This is a genomic window from Leeia aquatica, from assembly GCF_012641365.1.
Lineage (GTDB): Bacteria > Pseudomonadota > Gammaproteobacteria > Burkholderiales > Leeiaceae > Leeia > Leeia aquatica.
This window is the reverse complement of sequence record NZ_JABAIM010000001.1, coordinates 618,516-634,286: the sequence shown is the minus strand read 5'-3', so window position 1 is coordinate 634,286 and position 15,771 is coordinate 618,516. Positions and strand designations below refer to the sequence as shown.

The following is a 15,771-nucleotide window of genomic DNA, read 5'->3' as shown; positions in this document are numbered from 1 at the left end:
CATGGTTATCCACAATTGGTTATAATTGCTACTCTGATATTCATATATGAATGAATCGGTATGAAAACCCGCTTTGACTGGCAATTGATTCCCTCGTTTCTGGCGGTATTGCAGCAGGGGAGCTTGCTTGGGGCCGCACGACAGCTGGGCAGCAGTCAGCCTACGCTGGGACGGCATATCAGCGAGCTGGAGCAGCAACTGGGGGTGGCGCTGTTTGAGCGTACGGGCCGTGGTTTGTTGCCAACCGCCATGGCATTGCAGCTGGCGGAACATGCCGAGCGTATGGCGGAAGGGGCGTTTCAGCTGAATATGGCGGCGACGGGCAGCGACACTCTGCTACCGGGGGTGGTGCGTATTACGGCGAGTCAACCGGTTGCCTTTCAGTTGCTGCCACCGGTACTAAGCCGTTTACGTGAGCGTTACCCATCCATCCGCATCGAGCTGGTGGCCAGCAATACCGTGGATAATCTGTTGCAACGCGAGGCGGATATTGCGCTGCGCATGGTGCAACCGGCACAGGCCTCACTGGTGGCACGCAAGGTCGCGGAAATCGGGATTGGGGCCTATGCCCATCGTGATTATCTGGCGCGTTGTGGTACCCCGCAACAGCTGCCGGATTTACTGGCGCATGCCTTGCTGGGCGAGGATCAGGGGACGACCATCCAGCGCGGCCTGCAATTGCTGGGGTTGGATCTGCCCGCCGAACATTTTGTTTTGCGGACGGATGATTATCTGGTGTACTGGGCTACCGTCTGCAGTGGGATGGGAATCGGTTTTCTCAGCGACCACATGGCGCGCAAGGCACCGGATTTGCTGCCGGTGCTGCCGAATCTCCGCATTCCGGCTTATCCGATCTGGCTGACGGTGCACCGTGAAATACGGGGCAACCGCCGGGTCCGGGTCGTCTACGATCACCTTGCCGAAGACCTGCCGCTGGAGCTGGCGCGCCAGCTGGCAGGCTGACGGTCACTGGTGGATGTACTGTTCCAGCTGCTGGATTACAAAATCCTGTTCGCGAATGGTTTCTCGCACCAGATCGGTAATCGACAGCACGCCCATCACCTGGCTGCCTTCAACCACCGGCAGATGGCGGATACGTTTTTCCGACATCAAGGCCATGCACTCGGAAATGGTACTGTGCGGGCTGACGACGAAGAGACGGGAGGTCATCACATCCTGAATCAGGGTGTCCGTCGAATTTTTACCCTTGAGGATGATCTTGCGGGCGTAGTCGCGCTCGGAAAAGATGCCCACCAGGCTGTCTTCATCCATCACCAGCACCGCACCGATGTCCTTCTCCGCCATCAGCTGCAGCGCGGCATAGATGGTGGCCTGTGGGGGGACGTTATAGATGGCTTGCCGCTGTTTTTCTGCCAGCAATTGTCCTGCCGTCTTCATGATGACCTCCTTCATGCTGCGGGTGGATCAAAAACCGGTGGGGCAGTCCTTACTGCTGTGCGTCCGCCTCCACCAGCAATTCCATATTGTCGGTATCCTCACGCCGGATGGCCCAGCGCAGCGCGGTCATGCCGCTTTCGTTGACCACATTGGGGTCGGCCTTGTATTTCAGCAGCAGCGCAATCACCTCGGTGTGGCCATCGCGTGCCGCCATGATCAGCGGTGTGCTGCCCTCAGCGGCTTTGGCATTGACGTCTGCCCCAGCCTCCAGCATCAGCTGGAGGCCTTCCAGATGTCCGGCACTGGCGGCGTAATGCAGTGGGCCCCAGCCCTCCTGATTGACCGCAGCACCTGCTTCCAGCAAGGCTTTGACCATGCCGGTCTGCTTGCGGTACGTCGCCATCATCAGCGCGGTTTCGCCAAACTGATTCTTCCGGTTCAGCTTGGGGCGGGCTGCCAGCAGCAGGGGGAAGACCCGGGTCGAACTATTGCTGGCAGCCAAGATCAGCAGGGTATTGCCCTGATTATCCGTGGTATCCACATCAAAACCGCGCGCCAGCAGCTCGGAAACATCCCCTGCGAAGTCGTTCTTCACCCCTTGCAGCATGTCATCGTAAGACTCGGCCCCGGCAGGCAGCGTGACAAGTAGCAACAGGGCGGCCAGCCAACCCTTCATGCGGCCTCCACGCTGAAGCGGGCAGACAGGCTGCCATTGGTAAAGGCCAGTTGCAGCTGGTCACCTGGCTGGAGGGCTGCGACACCCGCCGGGGTGCCGGTAAACACCAGATCGCCGGCATCGAGCCCTACACGTTCCAGCAGGAAGCGCAGCTGGGTTTCCAGCGGGTACAGCATCAGGTTCAGGTCACTGTGCTGCCGCAACTGTTCGTTCACATGCAGGGTGAAATTCAGCGCCGACAAGTCCTCGATCTGTTCGGCGGGGCGGAAGCGGGAGACACACGCCGAGCCGGGAAAGCCTTTCGCCAGTGTCCACGGCAAGCCATGCTGCTTGGCATGGCTCTGCAGGTCACGCGCGGTCAGGTCCAGCCCCAGACCGTAGCCGGTGATCGACTGCAGCAGGTGACCCGGATCAGGTTGACGGCCGATATACAGGACCAGCTCGGCCTCATGATGGATGTCCTGCGAGTGTGCGGGCAGGCGGATAGGGCCGGGTGCGTGCAGCAGGGCATGCGATGGCTTCATGAACACAACCGGCTCGCCAAAGCTGGTGTTACCCAGCTCGGCCACGTGGGCGGCATAATTGCGACCAATGCAGAAAATGTTACGCACCGGATGGGCGTGGCCATCATCCATCTGGATGACCGGGGAGGGGGTCATGCAATCTCCAGCAGGCTAAGCCCGCTTGTTGCGGGCAACACTGCATGTTAGCACGACGTCAGGCGTTACCGTGGTCGTGGCCCGGCAGGTGGTCAACCTGCTCCGCCGTGCGCTCAAAAAACAGGGTCAGCCAGCTGCAAGCGGCAAAGAAGAACCAAGCCCCGAAAAACGCCAGGGTATAGGTCTGCATGCGGCTCAATTCCAAGGGTTGCCCCTGGATGGACAGCTCTTGTGGATCAAAGAAGGCAAAAAACAGGCCGGTTACCACCACAGACAGCATAAACGACGGCCACAACAGCAGCACAGCACGCTTCATCGGATGCTCCCAGGCTGAAAGGAAGAGCTACCGTTTCAGCATGGCGGATGTTGCATTGCGTCGTCAAGTGTCCTGTGAACGACCTGCGCGCTTGTACAGGATGGGCGCCGGGGGACGCGGCTGCCCACAGGCTTTTCGGGCGATTACGGCGCGGCCAGATCCAGCGGGCCTTGCTGCGGGTAGTGCGCTTCCCCCCGCACCTGCCATTGCTTGCTGCTCAGGTCCACATACCAGCGCCCTGCACGCAGCGGCTGGGCTTGGCCTTCGTACAGGCCGGGGCCGATCGGCTTGAGTTGTACCCGCTGATCATAGGCCTGGCGGGAAGGGTGTTGCAGGAAGAGCTCCAGGGGCTCCGCCGTCAGGGCATTCTTGCTGCGCAGGTAGACGCGGATCAGACCTTGCTCGCCGAGCATCAGGTTGGCTTGCACCCCCAGCTGGCGGGCCTGGTCTTCCTTGCCCTTGTCGCGGTTGATGGTGAGGCCCACCTTGTAGTAGTCCTTGTCCACTTCATCGTCGGCCGTGCGGCTGGCGATGATCCAGGTGGCGATGCTGGCGATGACCACCACGCCAGGCAGGCAAATCAGCAGCCAGGGCCAGAATTGGCGGTACCAGGGGGTGATGGGTGGGGTAGCAGGTTTCATAGGGTCTCAGCGGGCGGCCTGGAACGAGGTTTTTTCACGACGCTGCATGGTTGGCTGGTCGACGGCCTGCACCACAAAGATCAGCGGATTGCTGCCCTGGGCCAGCGTGCCTTTGGTACGGACCCGCAGGGTGAGGCGCTGGGTGCTGCCTGCGGCAACACGTACCGGCAGGGCCTGGTCGCTCAGCAGCTCCGCTTGCGGCAGGGCCTCGGTCTTGATCATCAGCAGATGTTCATGGTCATCGGTATTGATCAGGTTGAGGGTGTAGGCATTTTCCTGCCCGAATACCGTTTCACGCACCAGTGCATTACGGTCGCGCACCACATCTACCTTCAGCGGATTGCGGGTGGCCAGCGTCCACACCATGCTGGTGACCAATACGGCCAGAATCACGGTGTAGATGATGATGCGCGGGCGCAGGATGTGCGAGAGGAACCGGTCTTCCGCATAGCGGTGCTCCAGCGCATTCTCGGTGGTGTAGCGGATGAGCCCCTTCGGGTAGTTCATCTTCTCCATCACCTGATCACAGGCGTCAATACAGGCGGCACAGCCAATGCACTCACTTTGCAGGCCGTTGCGGATGTCGATGCCGGTGGGGCAGACCTGCACGCAGATGCTACAGTCCACACAGGAGCCCAGCCCCAGCTCTTGCGGGTTGGCCGATTTCTTGCGGCCACCGCGAGGCTCGCCACGCTCGGTGTCGTAACTGATGATCAGGGTATCGCGGTCAAACATCACGCCCTGGAAGCGGGCATACGGGCACATGTACTTGCACACCTGCTCGCGCAGGAAGCCGGCATTGCCATAGGTGGCGAAGCCATAGAAGCAGATCCAGAACAGTTCCCACGGCCCCAGACCGCCATGGCGGCTCTCGCGGAACAGGTCGGTCAATGGCGTGAAGTAGGACACGAAGGTGAAGCCGGTCCACAGCGAGAAGGCAATCCAGATCGCGTGCTTGGTGGCGCGCAGACGCAGCTTGCGGCCGCTCATCGGCGCAGCATCCAGCTTCTGCCGCGCCAGATGGTTACCTTCTACCTTGGCCTCGATCCACAAAAAGATCGAGGTATAGACCGTCTGCGGACAGGCGTAGCCGCACCACAGCCGCCCAGCAATAGCGGTCCACCAGAACAGGCCGAACGCGCACAGCATCAGCAGCAGCGCCAGGTAGATGAAATCCTGCGGCCAGAAGATCAGGTCGAAAATGTAGAACTTGCGGGCATCCAGATCAAACAGCACCGCCGGACGACCCTCCCAGCTCAGCCAGGGCAGACCATAGAACACCAGCTGTGTGACCCAGACGGCAATCCAGCGCCAGGTGGCAAACAGACCACTGATGGCACGCGGGTGGATTTTCTTGCGAACTTCATACAGCTCGTCCTGGTCATCGAGCGGCGGAGCGGGCTGGGTTTTGATCGGGATATTCTTGAATGACTGGGTCATGACAGTCTCGGGAAGGCATGCAGGTTGCGAAAACGACGCGGCAGCATCGGCTTGGCGACCGGCACGCTGCAATGCAGCATTACGGTAGTATAGTGCAGTAGAGCACCTTGGGGCTGCGACAAGCCGTCGCAGCCCCAAGGGTTAAGGCTTACTGGTCTTTCGGCAGGCCGTAGACGTAAGCGGCCAGCAGATGAACCTTGTCCTTGCCCAGCAGCTTCTCTTGAGCAGGCATCAGGCCACCGCGACCGTTGGTGATGGACAGCACGATGTCTTCCATCTTGTAGCCATACAACCAGGTGTTGTCGGTCAGGTTCGGCGCACCCATGGCTTGCGTGCCCTTGCCATTGGCAGCGTGACAGGCCGCACAGTTCTGGTTGTACACATCCTTGCCACGTGCAGCGCGCGAGGCATCGGCTTCGGCCGGACGGGACAGGCTGACCACATAGTTCGCCACATCCTTGATCTTCTCGTCACCCAGCGACTGACCCCAGGCCGGCATGCGCATCACAGCTTCCTGCTTGCCGTCCTGATCCATCGGCGGACGACCATGCAGGATGGTCTCTTCGATGGTCTTGGCCTCGCCGCCCCACAGCCAGTCGTTGTCACGCAGGTTGGGGAAGCCCTTGGCGCCGCGTGCATCCGAACCGTGGCACTGTGCGCAGTAGGTCAGGAACAGGCGCTGGCCCATTTGCTGTGCAGCCGGGTCTTTGGCCAGTTGCTCCACCGGCATGGCGCGGTATTTGGCGAACAGCGGGGCGGTCTGTTGATCCGCCACCTTCACTTCATCCTCATACGCCTTGCTGGAGGACCAGCCGTAAACGCCCTTGTAGCTGCCCAGACCGGGATACAGCACCAGATAGACGACACCAAACACCAGGGTCAGCAGGAACAGGCCCATCCACCAGCGCGGCAGCGGGTTGTTGTACTCCTCCAGATTGCCATCCCAGACGTGGCCCATGGTCTTGACCTGCTCGCCAGCAGCCTTCTTCACCTTGTTCTGTGACAGCAACAGGATGAACAGGCCGATAAAACCGGCGATGGTGATGATACTGATATACAGGCTCCAGAAGCCGTGTACGAAGTCACTCATTTTTGATCTCCAGAAGACGGCTGCGCAGGCTTGTCGTCGTCAGCAAAGGGCAGGTGGGCAGCTTGCTCGAACCGGCTACGGTTCTTCGGCAGGATTGCCCACCAGATCACGCCCAGGAAGACGAGAAAGGTGGCGGCAGTCATGACACCGCGCAGGATATTGATATCCATGCTTATGCTCCTGATGTCTTAGCGCTTGTTCTTGATCGCGGTACCCAGCACTTGCAGGTAAGCGATCAGCGCGTCCAGTTCAGTCTTGCCTTCCGCTGCAGCCGGGGCATCCGCGATTTCCTTGTCGGTGTAAGGCACGCCCAGCAGCTTCATGGCCGAGAGTTTCTTCGACAGGTCGCTACCATCCAGCGGCGTGCGTTCCAGCCACGGGTAGGCGGGCATGATCGAATCCGGCAGCACGTCACGCGGGTTGTTCATGTGACGGCGGTGCCATTCATCCGAGTACTTGCCGCCGACACGGGCCAGATCCGGACCGGTACGCTTGGAGCCCCACTGGAACGGGTGGTCGTACACCGACTCACCGGCCACCGAGTAGTGTCCATAGCGTTCGGTTTCGGCGCGGAACGGACGGATCATCTGCGAGTGGCAGCCATAGCAGCCTTCGCGGATGTAGATGTCACGGCCTGCCAGTTGCAGCGCGGTGTAAGGCTTGAGGCCCTTGACCGGCTCGGTGGTGGAGCGCTGGAAAGCCAGCGGCACAATTTCGACCAGACCGGCAATGCTGACCACCAGGATGGTCAGGATGATCATCAGGCCGACGTTCTTTTCAATGGTTTCGTGTTTGATAAACATGATGTGCGATCCTGATCAGGCGTGGGCAGTGACGGCCGGGATGGCGGCCTCAGTGGCCTTGCCCTGCTGGATGGTCTTGATCGTGTTGTACAGCATCATCAGCATGCCGGAGAGGTACAGCGCACCACCCAGCAGACGGATGATGTAGTACGGCTGCTTCTGCTTGACGATGTTGACAAAGTCCGGGTAAGCCAGGGTGCCGTCGACGTTGAAGGCGCGCCACATCATGCCTTCCATCACGCCGGCGATCCACAGCGAGGCGATGTACAGCACGATGCCGATGGTCGCAACCCAGAAGTGGGTTTCAATCAGCTTCTTGGAATACATCTGCTCACGGCCAAACAGGCGCGGGATCAGGTAGTAGCAGGCACCGATGGTGATGAAGCCCACCCAGCCCAGCGCGCCGGAGTGCACGTGGCCAATGGTCCATTCGGTGTAGTGCGACAGGGCGTTCACGGTCTTGATCGACATCATCGGGCCTTCGAAGGTCGACATGCCGTAGAAGGACAGCGACACGATCATGAACTTCAGGATCGGGTCATCACGCAGCTTGTGCCAGGCACCCGACAGGGTCATGATGCCGTTGATCATGCCGCCCCAGCTCGGCGCCAGCAGGATCAGCGAGAACACCATGCCCAGGCTCTGTGCCCAGTCCGGCAGCGCAGTGTAGTGCAGATGGTGCGGACCCGCCCACATATAGGTGAACACCAGTGCCCAGAAGTGCACCACCGACAGGCGGTAGGAGTACACCGGACGATCCGCCTGCTTCGGGATGAAGTAGTACATGATGCCAAGGAAGCCCGCGGTCAGGAAGAAACCCACCGCATTATGGCCATACCACCATTGCACCATGGCATCCTGTGCCCCGGCATAGGCCGAGTAAGACTTCCAGAAACTGACAGGAACCGCTGCGCTGTTGACCAGATGCAGCAAGGCGACGGTCAGGATGAAGCCACCGAAGAACCAGTTGGCCACATAGATGTGCGGTACCTTGCGCTTGATGATGGTGCCGAAGAACACCACCGCGTAGGAGACCCACACCAGCGTGATCAGCACGTCAATCGGCCATTCCAGCTCGGCATACTCCTTGCCGGAGGTGTAACCCAGCGGCAGGGTGATGGCGGCCAGCACGATCACCAGATTCCAGCCCCAGAAGGTGAAGGCGGCCAGCTTTTCGCCAAACAGGCGAACCTGACAGGTGCGCTGTACCACGTAGTAGGAGGTGGCGAACAGACCGCAGCCACCGAAGGCAAAGATCACGGCATTGGTGTGCAGCGGGCGCAGGCGGCCGTAAGACAACCAGGAAATATTGCCGTTAAGCTCCGGCCAGACCAGTAATGCTGCAATATAAACGCCCGCCAGCATGCCGACGATGCCCCATATCACGGTCATCACGGCAAACTGGCGGACCACTTTATAGTTATAAGTGGCTTGCACTTCCATAGTGTGGGTTCTCCCGTTTTGAAAATTCTGTTCTGGCCTGCAAGCAGGTCAGCAGGCGTCGTGCGGCTGGTGACGCGGCCCGGTGTCGGCGGGCACGGCCTGATGACGATCCTCGTCCATCACGACCTGATAAGCGGGTCCGTCCAGATCATCAAACTGGCCGGACTTGATGGCCCACCAGAACAGCGCGCCAATCGCCAGTACCGCCAGCAGGCTCAGGGGTATCAGCAAATAGACGATGTCCATGGAGGGTCCAGAAATCAAAAAGCGGCCAATTATACGCATGCTTGCTGCGATGCGACAAAGCGCCGCAGCATCTTTTCCACCTGACTGCGGCAATTTAGCGCAGTCAGGCCACTTGATTCTTGACGCACATCAAGCGGCTGGCGGGTAACTGACGGCGTTGCGCCGCAACAGCCGCAAGGCATTCAATACCACCAGCAGCGAACTGCCCGCCATGCCGATCCCGGCAATGAACGGGGTCACATGACCGAGCACCGCCAGCGGAATGGCTATACCGTTATAGCAGAAGCCCCACAGCAGGTTCTGCCGCATGATGCGACGGGTCTGTGACGCCAGTTGCCAGCCCTGATACAGCGGCCACAGTTGCGGTGTATTGAGGATCATGTCCGCACTGTGGCGGGCCAGGTCGGCACCGCTGGCCATGGCGACCGACAGCTGGGCTTGCGCCAGTACCGGCGCATCGTTGACGCCGTCACCCACCATCATGACCACTTCGCCAGCCTGCTGCCGTTCCCGGATCAGCGCCAACTTGTCTTCTGGCGACAGGCTGGCGTGCCAGTCGCTGATGCCCAGACTGTGGGCAATATGCGCAACCGGGCCACGCTGGTCGCCGCTGGCCAGCGTCACCCGCAGCCCCGCACGCTGCAGGGCCTGCACGGTGGCCTGTGCATCCGGACGCAAGGTATCGCTCAGCTCAAAGGCGGCCAGCCACTGCGTACTGCTGGCGAGCCAGACGGCATGTTCCGGCTGAGACGGGCGCGGGGCACTGCAATGGGGGGTGGCAAATTCCGGGCGGCCCAGCCAGTAGCGCTGGCCTGCAATCACGGCGCTGACACCCTGGCCGCGCTGGTTGTCATAGTCCGACAAGGGCAGGGCGGCATGGCTGCCGGCGTGACGCAGCAGGGCGCGGGCGACCGGGTGCTCCGAACGCGACTCCAGGCTCGCCAGCAGCGGCTGCACCTCGGCGGCGGGTGCAAAGTAATGGGCGTGGGCGACGCTCAGCTCGCCCAGGGTCAGGGTACCGGTCTTGTCGAACACCACCTGGGTGACTTGCGGCAGGGTGGTGAGGGCATGGCCGCGCCCGACCAGCACGCCCAGGCGCGCCAGCTGTCCGGTGGCGGCCGTCAGCGCTACTGGCACCGCCAGCGACAGCGCGCACGGGCAGGTGATCACCAGCACCGAGACCGTTACCCACAGCGCTTGTGCCGGATCGTGCCGCCCCCAGTAGAAAGCAGTGGCGATGGCCACCAGCAGGATCAGCAGCACAAAGCCGTGGGCAAAGCGGTTGGCCAGCTCGGCCATGCGGGGCTTTTCGCCCAGCGCCTGCTCCAGCAGGCGCACGATGCCCGCCAGCCGGGTGGTCTGCCGGACCTGGGTGGCGCGGATCACCAGCGGATTGTGCTGGTTGAGGCTGCCACCCACCACGCGGTCGCCCGGCTGACGTGGCAATGGTGTGCTTTCGCCGGTGAGCAGCGCTTCGACCACCAAACTGTCACCGTCAACCACCTCACCATCAACCGGGATGGTTTCACCGGGTTTGACCAGCACATGGTCACCCACCTCCAGTCGCGCCAGTGGCTGCTCTACCACCTCGGGCTGGGGCCAGTGCGGCAAATGATGGGCAAAGGCGGGCAAGAGGCGTGACAGGCTGTCGGCGCTTTCACTGGCCTTGCGCCGCGCGGTCAGCTCCAGATAGCGCCCGCCCTGCAACAGAAAGACGAACATGGTGACCGAGTCAAAGTACACGGCACCATGCTGGCTGACCGTTGCCCAGACGCTGGGCAGGAAGGCACCGAGGATGCCGAGTGTCACTGGCACGTCCATACCCATGCGGCCGCTCTTCAGGTCGCGCCAGCTACCGAGGTAGAACGGCCAGGCGGAGTAGAGCACCACCGGCAAGGTCAGCAACAGGCTGGCCCAGCGCATCAATACGTCCTGATCCAGTGGCAGTTCCAGCCGGTCAGAGAAATAGGCGGGCCAGGCATACATCATCACCTGCATCATGCCGAAACCGGCGACGAACACCCGCCGCAATGCGGTCTTGCGCTCCTGCTGGTACTGGGCGGCCTGACGAGACGCATCAAAAGGGTGGGCGCGGTAGCCGATCAGGCTGATGGCCTGCAGGATGTCAGACAGCCGCACCTGTGCCGGATCCCAGCGCACCACGGCGCGGTAACTGCTGTAATTGATACTGACATGGTGTACGCCGGGCAGGCGGCGTACGGTCTGCTCATTCAGCCACACGCACGCGGCGCAGGTGATGCCTTCCAGCAGCAACAGGGCTTCCTGCAACTCGGGGTGCTGGTCGCTGGGATGGACAAAGTCCTGCTGCACCAAGGGATCATCGTACAACAGCAGTTGCTGGCGCAGGCTGTCCGGCAACGGATCCGCCTTGCCGGCGGGTTCGCTGCGCTGGCGGTAGTAGACCCCCATGCCGCTGTCGAGGATGGTTTGTGCCACCGCCTGACAACCGGCGCAGCAGGCCGGGGCATGGCCCGAATCCAGCCGGATGGGAAAATCCGCCCCGGCAGGCACCGGCAATTGGCAGTGATAGCACAGCTCAGACATGAAACAGCAAACTCAAAGGCAAACCCGCATCATCTAACAGCCTGCGATACGGCAGTTTGACTTGCCGCAAGGCGGGGGTCAGTGCTGGTGGAATCGTTGGTGGATGGCGTCACGCAGGTCTTCGTAGTCGGTCGGGGTCAGGCCGAGCCAGCTGAGCAGGGCCGCGCCGTCTTCTTTTTGCCACTGGCTGTCCTGGATGGCGTGCTGCAGGGTGTGCTGCACATGATCAGCCAGCCGGGCGACAGCCACCAGCGTCACGACCCGTGACAGGCTGGCGTCCGTCTGCTGAAACAGTGTCGGGTCTTCATGGTGGTGCAGGATGGCCTGCGCCAGCTCTTCTGGCAGCAGCCAGGCGCGTGCCACCATATAACCGATCCGGACATGATCGCAATCGTGAAACTGGTTCTCGATCAGCGGGAATTGCTCACAGCGGGCTGCTTCGGCCAGCGCCAATGTCTTCAGGTAGTCGGCAAAGCGCAGCATCATGACCGGTATGCCGCAGTCGCGGAACAGGCCAAAGCTGTAGCACTCCTCGGCAGACAGGCCCGACAGGGATTTGCTGATCATGGCCGAGATCATGGCTACCTGGGTACTGTCGTGCCAGAACTGCTCCAGCCGGGCGGCCTGCGCAGGCTGTGTGGCCTGGCCGATGGCGGCGCGCAGCATCAGCCCGGAGAGGATTTGCAGTACATTTTGCTGCCCCAGCAGCTGGATGGCCTGTGGGGCGGTGGCCACCTTCTGTTCCAGCCCATACAGGGGCGAGTTGGCGACCTTGATCACCGCTGCGGTCAGGCTGAGGTCCTGCCCCACGACGACGGCAATCTGGGCCGGGTCCGGGTCCGCCTGGTGAATCAATTGCTGGAGCTGATCCAGCAAAGCCGGGCGCGGCGGGATGACGATATTGCGAGCCAGACGTTCGGCATCTTGCGCGGCAATGACACGCATGGGCAAATACTCCAGCGCTGTAGTGAGGTCTTGAGCCCCTATTCTAGCATACCCGTCCATGACGCTTTTTTGACTTGGTGTTTGTATAGACCTGTTTATTATAATGATATGGAAACATGATAATGAATGGCGCTAAAGCGGGTGATATAGTGACGCTTGTCTGATCATGTTACCGGGCCGCGTGTCGCCCGCAAGGAGTTCTGGATGTCTGCATTGATTCCGCCCCACGGTGGGGGTGAGCTGAAGCCGTTGCTGTTGACCGGTGCGGCGCTGGAGGCAGCGCTGGCCCGGGTGCCATCGCTGCCGTCACTGACGGTCAGTTCGCGTGAGAAGGGGGACCTGATCATGCTGGGCATCGGTGGCTTTACGCCGCTGAGCGGCTTCATGGGCGAGGCAGACTGGCGCGGTGTCTGCGCCGACATGCAGCTGCAGCAGGGCGCGCTGGCCGGGGTGTTCTGGCCGATTCCGATCACCCTGTCTGCCAGTGCCAGCGAGGCCGAGGCGCTGACCGTCGGGCAGGAGGTGGTGCTGCGTGACCCGGACAACGGCAGCCCGCTGGCCATCCTGACGCTGAGTGAGCGTTACACCATCGACAAAGCCTACGAATGCCAGCAGGTGTTTGCCACCACTGACCCGGAGCATCCGGGCGTGCGCATGGTGCTGGAGCAGGGCGAGGTCAATCTGGCGGGTCAGGTGCAGGTGCTGAGCCTGGGTGAATTCCCCGAGCAATATGGCGAGCTGTTCCAGACCCCGGCCGAGACGCGTACCGCGTTCGCCGCCAAGGGCTGGAAGAAGATCGCTGCCTTCCAGACGCGTAACCCGATGCACCGCTCACATGAGTATCTGGTGAAGATTGCGGTGGAAGTGTGCGATGGCGTGCTGATCCACTCGCTGCTGGGCAAGCTGAAAGCGGGCGACATTCCAGCACCGGTGCGGACCGAGGCCATCGGCACGCTGGTGGACCGCTATTTTGTGCCGGGTACCGTGCTGCAAGCCGGCTACCCGCTGGACATGCGTTACGCTGGCCCGCGTGAGGCACTGCTGCATGCGCTGTTCCGCCAGAACTACGGCTGTACCCACCTGATCGTGGGGCGCGACCACGCCGGGGTGGGCAGCTACTACGGCCCGTTCGACGCCCAGCACATTTTCGATACCCTGCCTGCCGGGGCATTGCAGATCGAGCCATTGAAGATCGACTGGACCTTCTACTGCTCCGAGTGCGGCGGTATGGCCTCCAGCCGTACCTGCCCGCATGATGAATCGAAGCGCCTGTTGCTCTCAGGCACCAAGCTGCGCAAGCTGCTGTCGGAAGACCAGCCGGTGCCGGAGCATTTCAGCCGTCCCGAGGTGCTGGCCATCCTGCGCGAATACTACGCCGGGCTGGAAGCTCACGAGCGGGTGGAAGTGAAACTGAGTGGTCACTCAGCACGCTGAAATGGCGTAGCTGGTGTAAGATGAACGCGGGCTCGTGAGCCCGCGTTTTTCATTCCAGCCTGGCCGAATGGGCCAGCGTTGACTATTACGGGTTCAGGGACCAACAGGAGGCAAACTTGCGGATCAAAACCGGACTGGCGGCCTTGCTGGCATGCTGTGCATTGTCGGCTGCGGCAACCCAGGTGGAAGTGATTGGCGTGATGCCGGGCATGGCAGTGGTCAAGGTCGATGGCAGTGGCCCCAAGACCTTGCGGGTGGGGCAAAGCCAGGGCAGCGTCAAGTTGCTGGCGGTGGATGGCAGCAGCGGTACCTTCGAGATCGACGGCAGCCGCACCCGCATTGCCATGGGCAGCAGCAGCTTCTCCACCGCGTCCAGCGACAAGGGCAAGGCCCGCGAGGTGTTGACGGCAGATGGCAATGGCCACTTTGTCACCACGGTGCAAGTCAATGGTCACTCGGTGCAGGCATTGGTGGACACCGGTGCGACCACCGTGTCGATGAGCGCCGCCACCGCTCGCCAGCTAGGGCTGGAGTATCGCAATGGGCAACGCGCCGTCAGCCAGACAGCCAATGGGCTGGTGCCGGTGTGGATTGTCCGCTGGGATACCGTGCGGCTGGGTACCATTACCCTGTATCAGGTGGAAGGGGCGGTGATCGAGGCGGACATGCCCGGTGTGCTGCTGGGCATGAGCTTCCTCAATCGCGTCAAGATGGTGCGGGGCAACGGCCAGCTGGAGCTGGTAAAAAACTGAGCACGATCAAGTGGCTGGCCCAATGGCCCGTTGCGCAGATGTGGCAAGCGGCGTAGGGGTGATGGAAATTGTTGACAATTTTCACCTGATTTGATGACAATTGCCGCACACGACGGGACAACAGAATCCCTCAGTCAGTGAACAGTCCGTGAATGAAAGTTCGCAGTGGCTTGTCCGCACGCCGCAAGCGAGGGACAATGCCGACACGCTGGAATCCTGCAGGCGCTGCTGGCGTGCAGTCTACCCTGTCTAACCGCAGGGAATGCAGGTCAGGTGGCCCTGTTTCGGCTTGTTGAAGTACTGGAAAATCACACTCATACAAAGGTGAAGAGCATGAAGGTCAGCATCAAACACATGAGCATCGCTGTAGCCGCCGCCCTGATGGCCGCGACCGTCAGCGCCAAGGATTTTGTCCCGGCTGTGGTGTATGACTCCGCAGGCAAGTTTGACAAGAGCTTCAACGAAATGGCTTACGTCGGCGCCGAGCGCTTCAAGAAGGAAAGCGGCGTGGCTTACCGTGAAGGCCAGATCGCCAACGAAGCCCAGAAAGAACAAGTGCTGCGTAACCTGGCCCGCAAGGACGCCGACATCGTGATCGCGGTGGGCTTCTCCTTCACCCAGGCGGTGGAAACCGTGGCCAAGGAATTCCCGAAGGTCAAGTTCACCCTGATCGACGCGGTAGCCAAGGGCGACAACGTACAGAACATCGTGTTCAAGGAACAGGAAGGCTCCTTCCTGGTGGGCGTGGCCGCTACCCTGTCCTCCAAGAGCCAGAAGATCGGCTTCATCGGTGGCATGGATTTCCCGCTGATTCGTGCTTTCGGCTGCGGCTATGCCCAGGGCGCCAAGTACGTGAACAAGAACGCCGAAGTGTTCCAGAACATGACCGGCAACACCCCGCAAGCCTTCAACGACCCGGCACGGGGTGCTGAGCTGGCCAAGTCCCAGTTCGACCGTGGCGCGGACGTGGTGTTTGCTGCTGCAGGCGGCACCGGTCTGGGCGTGTACCAGGCCGCCAAGGATGCCAAGAAGCTGGCGATCGGTGTGGACAGCAACCAGAACCACATTCAGCCGGGCACCATGCTGACCTCCATGGTCAAGCGCGTGGACAACGCCGTGTTCGAATCCTTCACGGCCGCCAAGAATGGCACCTGGAAGCCGGGCGTGAAAGTGCTGGGCCTGAAGGAAGGCGGCGTGGATTGGGCGCTGGACAGCAACAACCGCAAGCTGATCTCTGCCGATATCGAGAAGAAGGTGGTGGCCGCACGTAACGACATCATCGCTGGCAAGATTGTGGTGGTGGACTACCGCGACAAAAACAGCTGCCCGGTGCAATAATCCCGCACGGGCACGTTGTACCTCA

17 protein-coding genes are annotated in these 15,771 nt (G+C 61.2%); 4 read left to right on the top strand and 13 right to left on the bottom strand.

Annotated elements, in window-relative coordinates; all coding sequences use genetic code 11:
- The first annotated feature begins 60 nt into the window (after window positions 1-60).
- Window positions 61-963, top strand: a complete 903-nt coding sequence (locus HF682_RS03050; RefSeq protein ID WP_168875760.1) for a LysR family transcriptional regulator — start codon at window positions 61-63, stop codon at window positions 961-963.
- A gap of 3 nt (window positions 964-966) precedes the next feature.
- Here the strand turns inward: HF682_RS03050 and HF682_RS03045 are convergent, their stop codons facing one another.
- From HF682_RS03045 to HF682_RS02985, 13 genes are all read right to left on the bottom strand, one after another.
- Window positions 967-1,398 carry a CBS domain-containing protein gene (locus HF682_RS03045; protein ID WP_168875759.1) on the bottom strand — a complete coding sequence of 144 codons (432 nt, stop codon included), beginning with the start codon at window positions 1,396-1,398 and terminating at the stop codon, window positions 967-969.
- A gap of 49 nt (window positions 1,399-1,447) precedes the next feature.
- Entirely contained in the window at window positions 1,448-2,074 is a 627-nt protein-coding gene (locus HF682_RS03040) for an ankyrin repeat domain-containing protein (RefSeq protein ID WP_168875758.1), read from the bottom strand.
- Window positions 2,071-2,733: a fumarylacetoacetate hydrolase family protein gene (locus HF682_RS03035; RefSeq protein ID WP_168875757.1), complete on the bottom strand. Its 663-nt coding sequence runs from the start codon at window positions 2,731-2,733 to the stop codon at window positions 2,071-2,073. Before HF682_RS03035 ends, HF682_RS03040 begins: the two co-directional genes overlap by 4 nt.
- Before the next feature lie 58 nt (window positions 2,734-2,791).
- On the bottom strand, window positions 2,792-3,049 hold the full coding sequence (locus HF682_RS03030) for a hypothetical protein (protein WP_168875756.1): 258 nt from the start codon (window positions 3,047-3,049) through the stop codon (window positions 2,792-2,794).
- 143 nt (window positions 3,050-3,192) lie between these two features.
- Window positions 3,193-3,690, bottom strand: coding sequence for a FixH family protein (locus tag HF682_RS03025; protein ID WP_168875755.1), 498 nt, complete (start codon window positions 3,688-3,690; stop codon window positions 3,193-3,195).
- 6 nt (window positions 3,691-3,696) lie between these two features.
- Entirely contained in the window at window positions 3,697-5,130 is a 1,434-nt protein-coding gene (gene ccoG, locus HF682_RS03020) for a cytochrome c oxidase accessory protein CcoG (RefSeq protein WP_168875754.1), read from the bottom strand.
- A 148-nt stretch (window positions 5,131-5,278) separates the two neighbouring features.
- The gene (ccoP, locus tag HF682_RS03015; protein WP_168875753.1) at window positions 5,279-6,220 is read right to left on the bottom strand and encodes a cytochrome-c oxidase, cbb3-type subunit III; all 942 of its coding nucleotides are present in this window, start codon (window positions 6,218-6,220) and stop codon (window positions 5,279-5,281) included.
- Window positions 6,217-6,390 (bottom strand): cbb3-type cytochrome oxidase subunit 3, encoded by a 174-nt coding sequence (locus tag HF682_RS03010; protein ID WP_168875752.1) that lies wholly within the window; start codon window positions 6,388-6,390, stop codon window positions 6,217-6,219. Before HF682_RS03010 ends, ccoP begins: the two co-directional genes overlap by 4 nt.
- 18 nt (window positions 6,391-6,408) lie before the next feature.
- On the bottom strand, window positions 6,409-7,023 hold the full coding sequence (ccoO, locus tag HF682_RS03005; RefSeq protein WP_168875751.1) for a cytochrome-c oxidase, cbb3-type subunit II: 615 nt from the start codon (window positions 7,021-7,023) through the stop codon (window positions 6,409-6,411).
- A gap of 15 nt (window positions 7,024-7,038) precedes the next feature.
- On the bottom strand, window positions 7,039-8,466 hold the full coding sequence (gene ccoN, locus HF682_RS03000; RefSeq protein WP_168875750.1) for a cytochrome-c oxidase, cbb3-type subunit I: 1,428 nt from the start codon (window positions 8,464-8,466) through the stop codon (window positions 7,039-7,041).
- Window positions 8,467-8,514: 48 nt separating this feature from the next.
- Complete coding sequence (gene ccoS, locus HF682_RS02995; protein ID WP_168875749.1) at window positions 8,515-8,712, bottom strand: cbb3-type cytochrome oxidase assembly protein CcoS; 198 nt, start codon at window positions 8,710-8,712, stop codon at window positions 8,515-8,517.
- Between the two features lie 129 nt (window positions 8,713-8,841).
- A complete protein-coding gene (locus tag HF682_RS02990; RefSeq protein ID WP_168875748.1) occupies window positions 8,842-11,277 on the bottom strand; it encodes a heavy metal translocating P-type ATPase in 2,436 nt (811 codons plus the stop codon).
- A gap of 78 nt (window positions 11,278-11,355) precedes the next feature.
- Window positions 11,356-12,222: an HDOD domain-containing protein gene (locus HF682_RS02985; RefSeq protein WP_168875747.1), complete on the bottom strand. Its 867-nt coding sequence runs from the start codon at window positions 12,220-12,222 to the stop codon at window positions 11,356-11,358.
- A 204-nt stretch (window positions 12,223-12,426) separates the two neighbouring features.
- Between HF682_RS02985 and sat the strand changes: the two genes are divergently transcribed.
- From sat to HF682_RS02970, 3 genes are all read left to right on the top strand, one after another.
- The gene (sat, locus tag HF682_RS02980; RefSeq protein WP_168875746.1) at window positions 12,427-13,656 is read left to right on the top strand and encodes a sulfate adenylyltransferase; all 1,230 of its coding nucleotides are present in this window, start codon (window positions 12,427-12,429) and stop codon (window positions 13,654-13,656) included.
- 116 nt (window positions 13,657-13,772) lie between these two features.
- Window positions 13,773-14,408, top strand: a complete 636-nt coding sequence (locus tag HF682_RS02975; protein ID WP_205881877.1) for a retropepsin-like aspartic protease family protein — start codon at window positions 13,773-13,775, stop codon at window positions 14,406-14,408.
- Between the two features lie 354 nt (window positions 14,409-14,762).
- On the top strand, window positions 14,763-15,746 hold the full coding sequence (locus tag HF682_RS02970) for a BMP family lipoprotein (protein ID WP_240947042.1): 984 nt from the start codon (window positions 14,763-14,765) through the stop codon (window positions 15,744-15,746).
- Window positions 15,747-15,771 lie beyond the last annotated feature (25 nt).

Coding starts and splice junctions, on each gene's coding strand:
- HF682_RS03050 (WP_168875760.1), top strand. CDS start 61: ATGAAAACCCGCTTTGACTGGCAATTGATTCCCTCGTTTCTGGCGGTA.
- HF682_RS03045 (WP_168875759.1), bottom strand. CDS start 1,398: ATGAAGACGGCAGGACAATTGCTGGCAGAAAAACAGCGGCAAGCCATC.
- HF682_RS03040 (WP_168875758.1), bottom strand. CDS start 2,074: ATGAAGGGTTGGCTGGCCGCCCTGTTGCTACTTGTCACGCTGCCTGCC.
- HF682_RS03035 (WP_168875757.1), bottom strand. CDS start 2,733: ATGACCCCCTCCCCGGTCATCCAGATGGATGATGGCCACGCCCATCCG.
- HF682_RS03030 (WP_168875756.1), bottom strand. CDS start 3,049: ATGAAGCGTGCTGTGCTGCTGTTGTGGCCGTCGTTTATGCTGTCTGTG.
- HF682_RS03025 (WP_168875755.1), bottom strand. CDS start 3,690: ATGAAACCTGCTACCCCACCCATCACCCCCTGGTACCGCCAATTCTGG.
- ccoG (WP_168875754.1), bottom strand. CDS start 5,130: ATGACCCAGTCATTCAAGAATATCCCGATCAAAACCCAGCCCGCTCCG.
- ccoP (WP_168875753.1), bottom strand. CDS start 6,220: ATGAGTGACTTCGTACACGGCTTCTGGAGCCTGTATATCAGTATCATC.
- HF682_RS03010 (WP_168875752.1), bottom strand. CDS start 6,390: ATGGATATCAATATCCTGCGCGGTGTCATGACTGCCGCCACCTTTCTC.
- ccoO (WP_168875751.1), bottom strand. CDS start 7,023: ATGTTTATCAAACACGAAACCATTGAAAAGAACGTCGGCCTGATGATC.
- ccoN (WP_168875750.1), bottom strand. CDS start 8,466: ATGGAAGTGCAAGCCACTTATAACTATAAAGTGGTCCGCCAGTTTGCC.
- ccoS (WP_168875749.1), bottom strand. CDS start 8,712: ATGGACATCGTCTATTTGCTGATACCCCTGAGCCTGCTGGCGGTACTG.
- HF682_RS02990 (WP_168875748.1), bottom strand. CDS start 11,277: ATGTCTGAGCTGTGCTATCACTGCCAATTGCCGGTGCCTGCCGGGGCG.
- HF682_RS02985 (WP_168875747.1), bottom strand. CDS start 12,222: ATGCGTGTCATTGCCGCGCAAGATGCCGAACGTCTGGCTCGCAATATC.
- sat (WP_168875746.1), top strand. CDS start 12,427: ATGTCTGCATTGATTCCGCCCCACGGTGGGGGTGAGCTGAAGCCGTTG.
- HF682_RS02970 (WP_240947042.1), top strand. CDS start 14,763: ATGAGCATCGCTGTAGCCGCCGCCCTGATGGCCGCGACCGTCAGCGCC.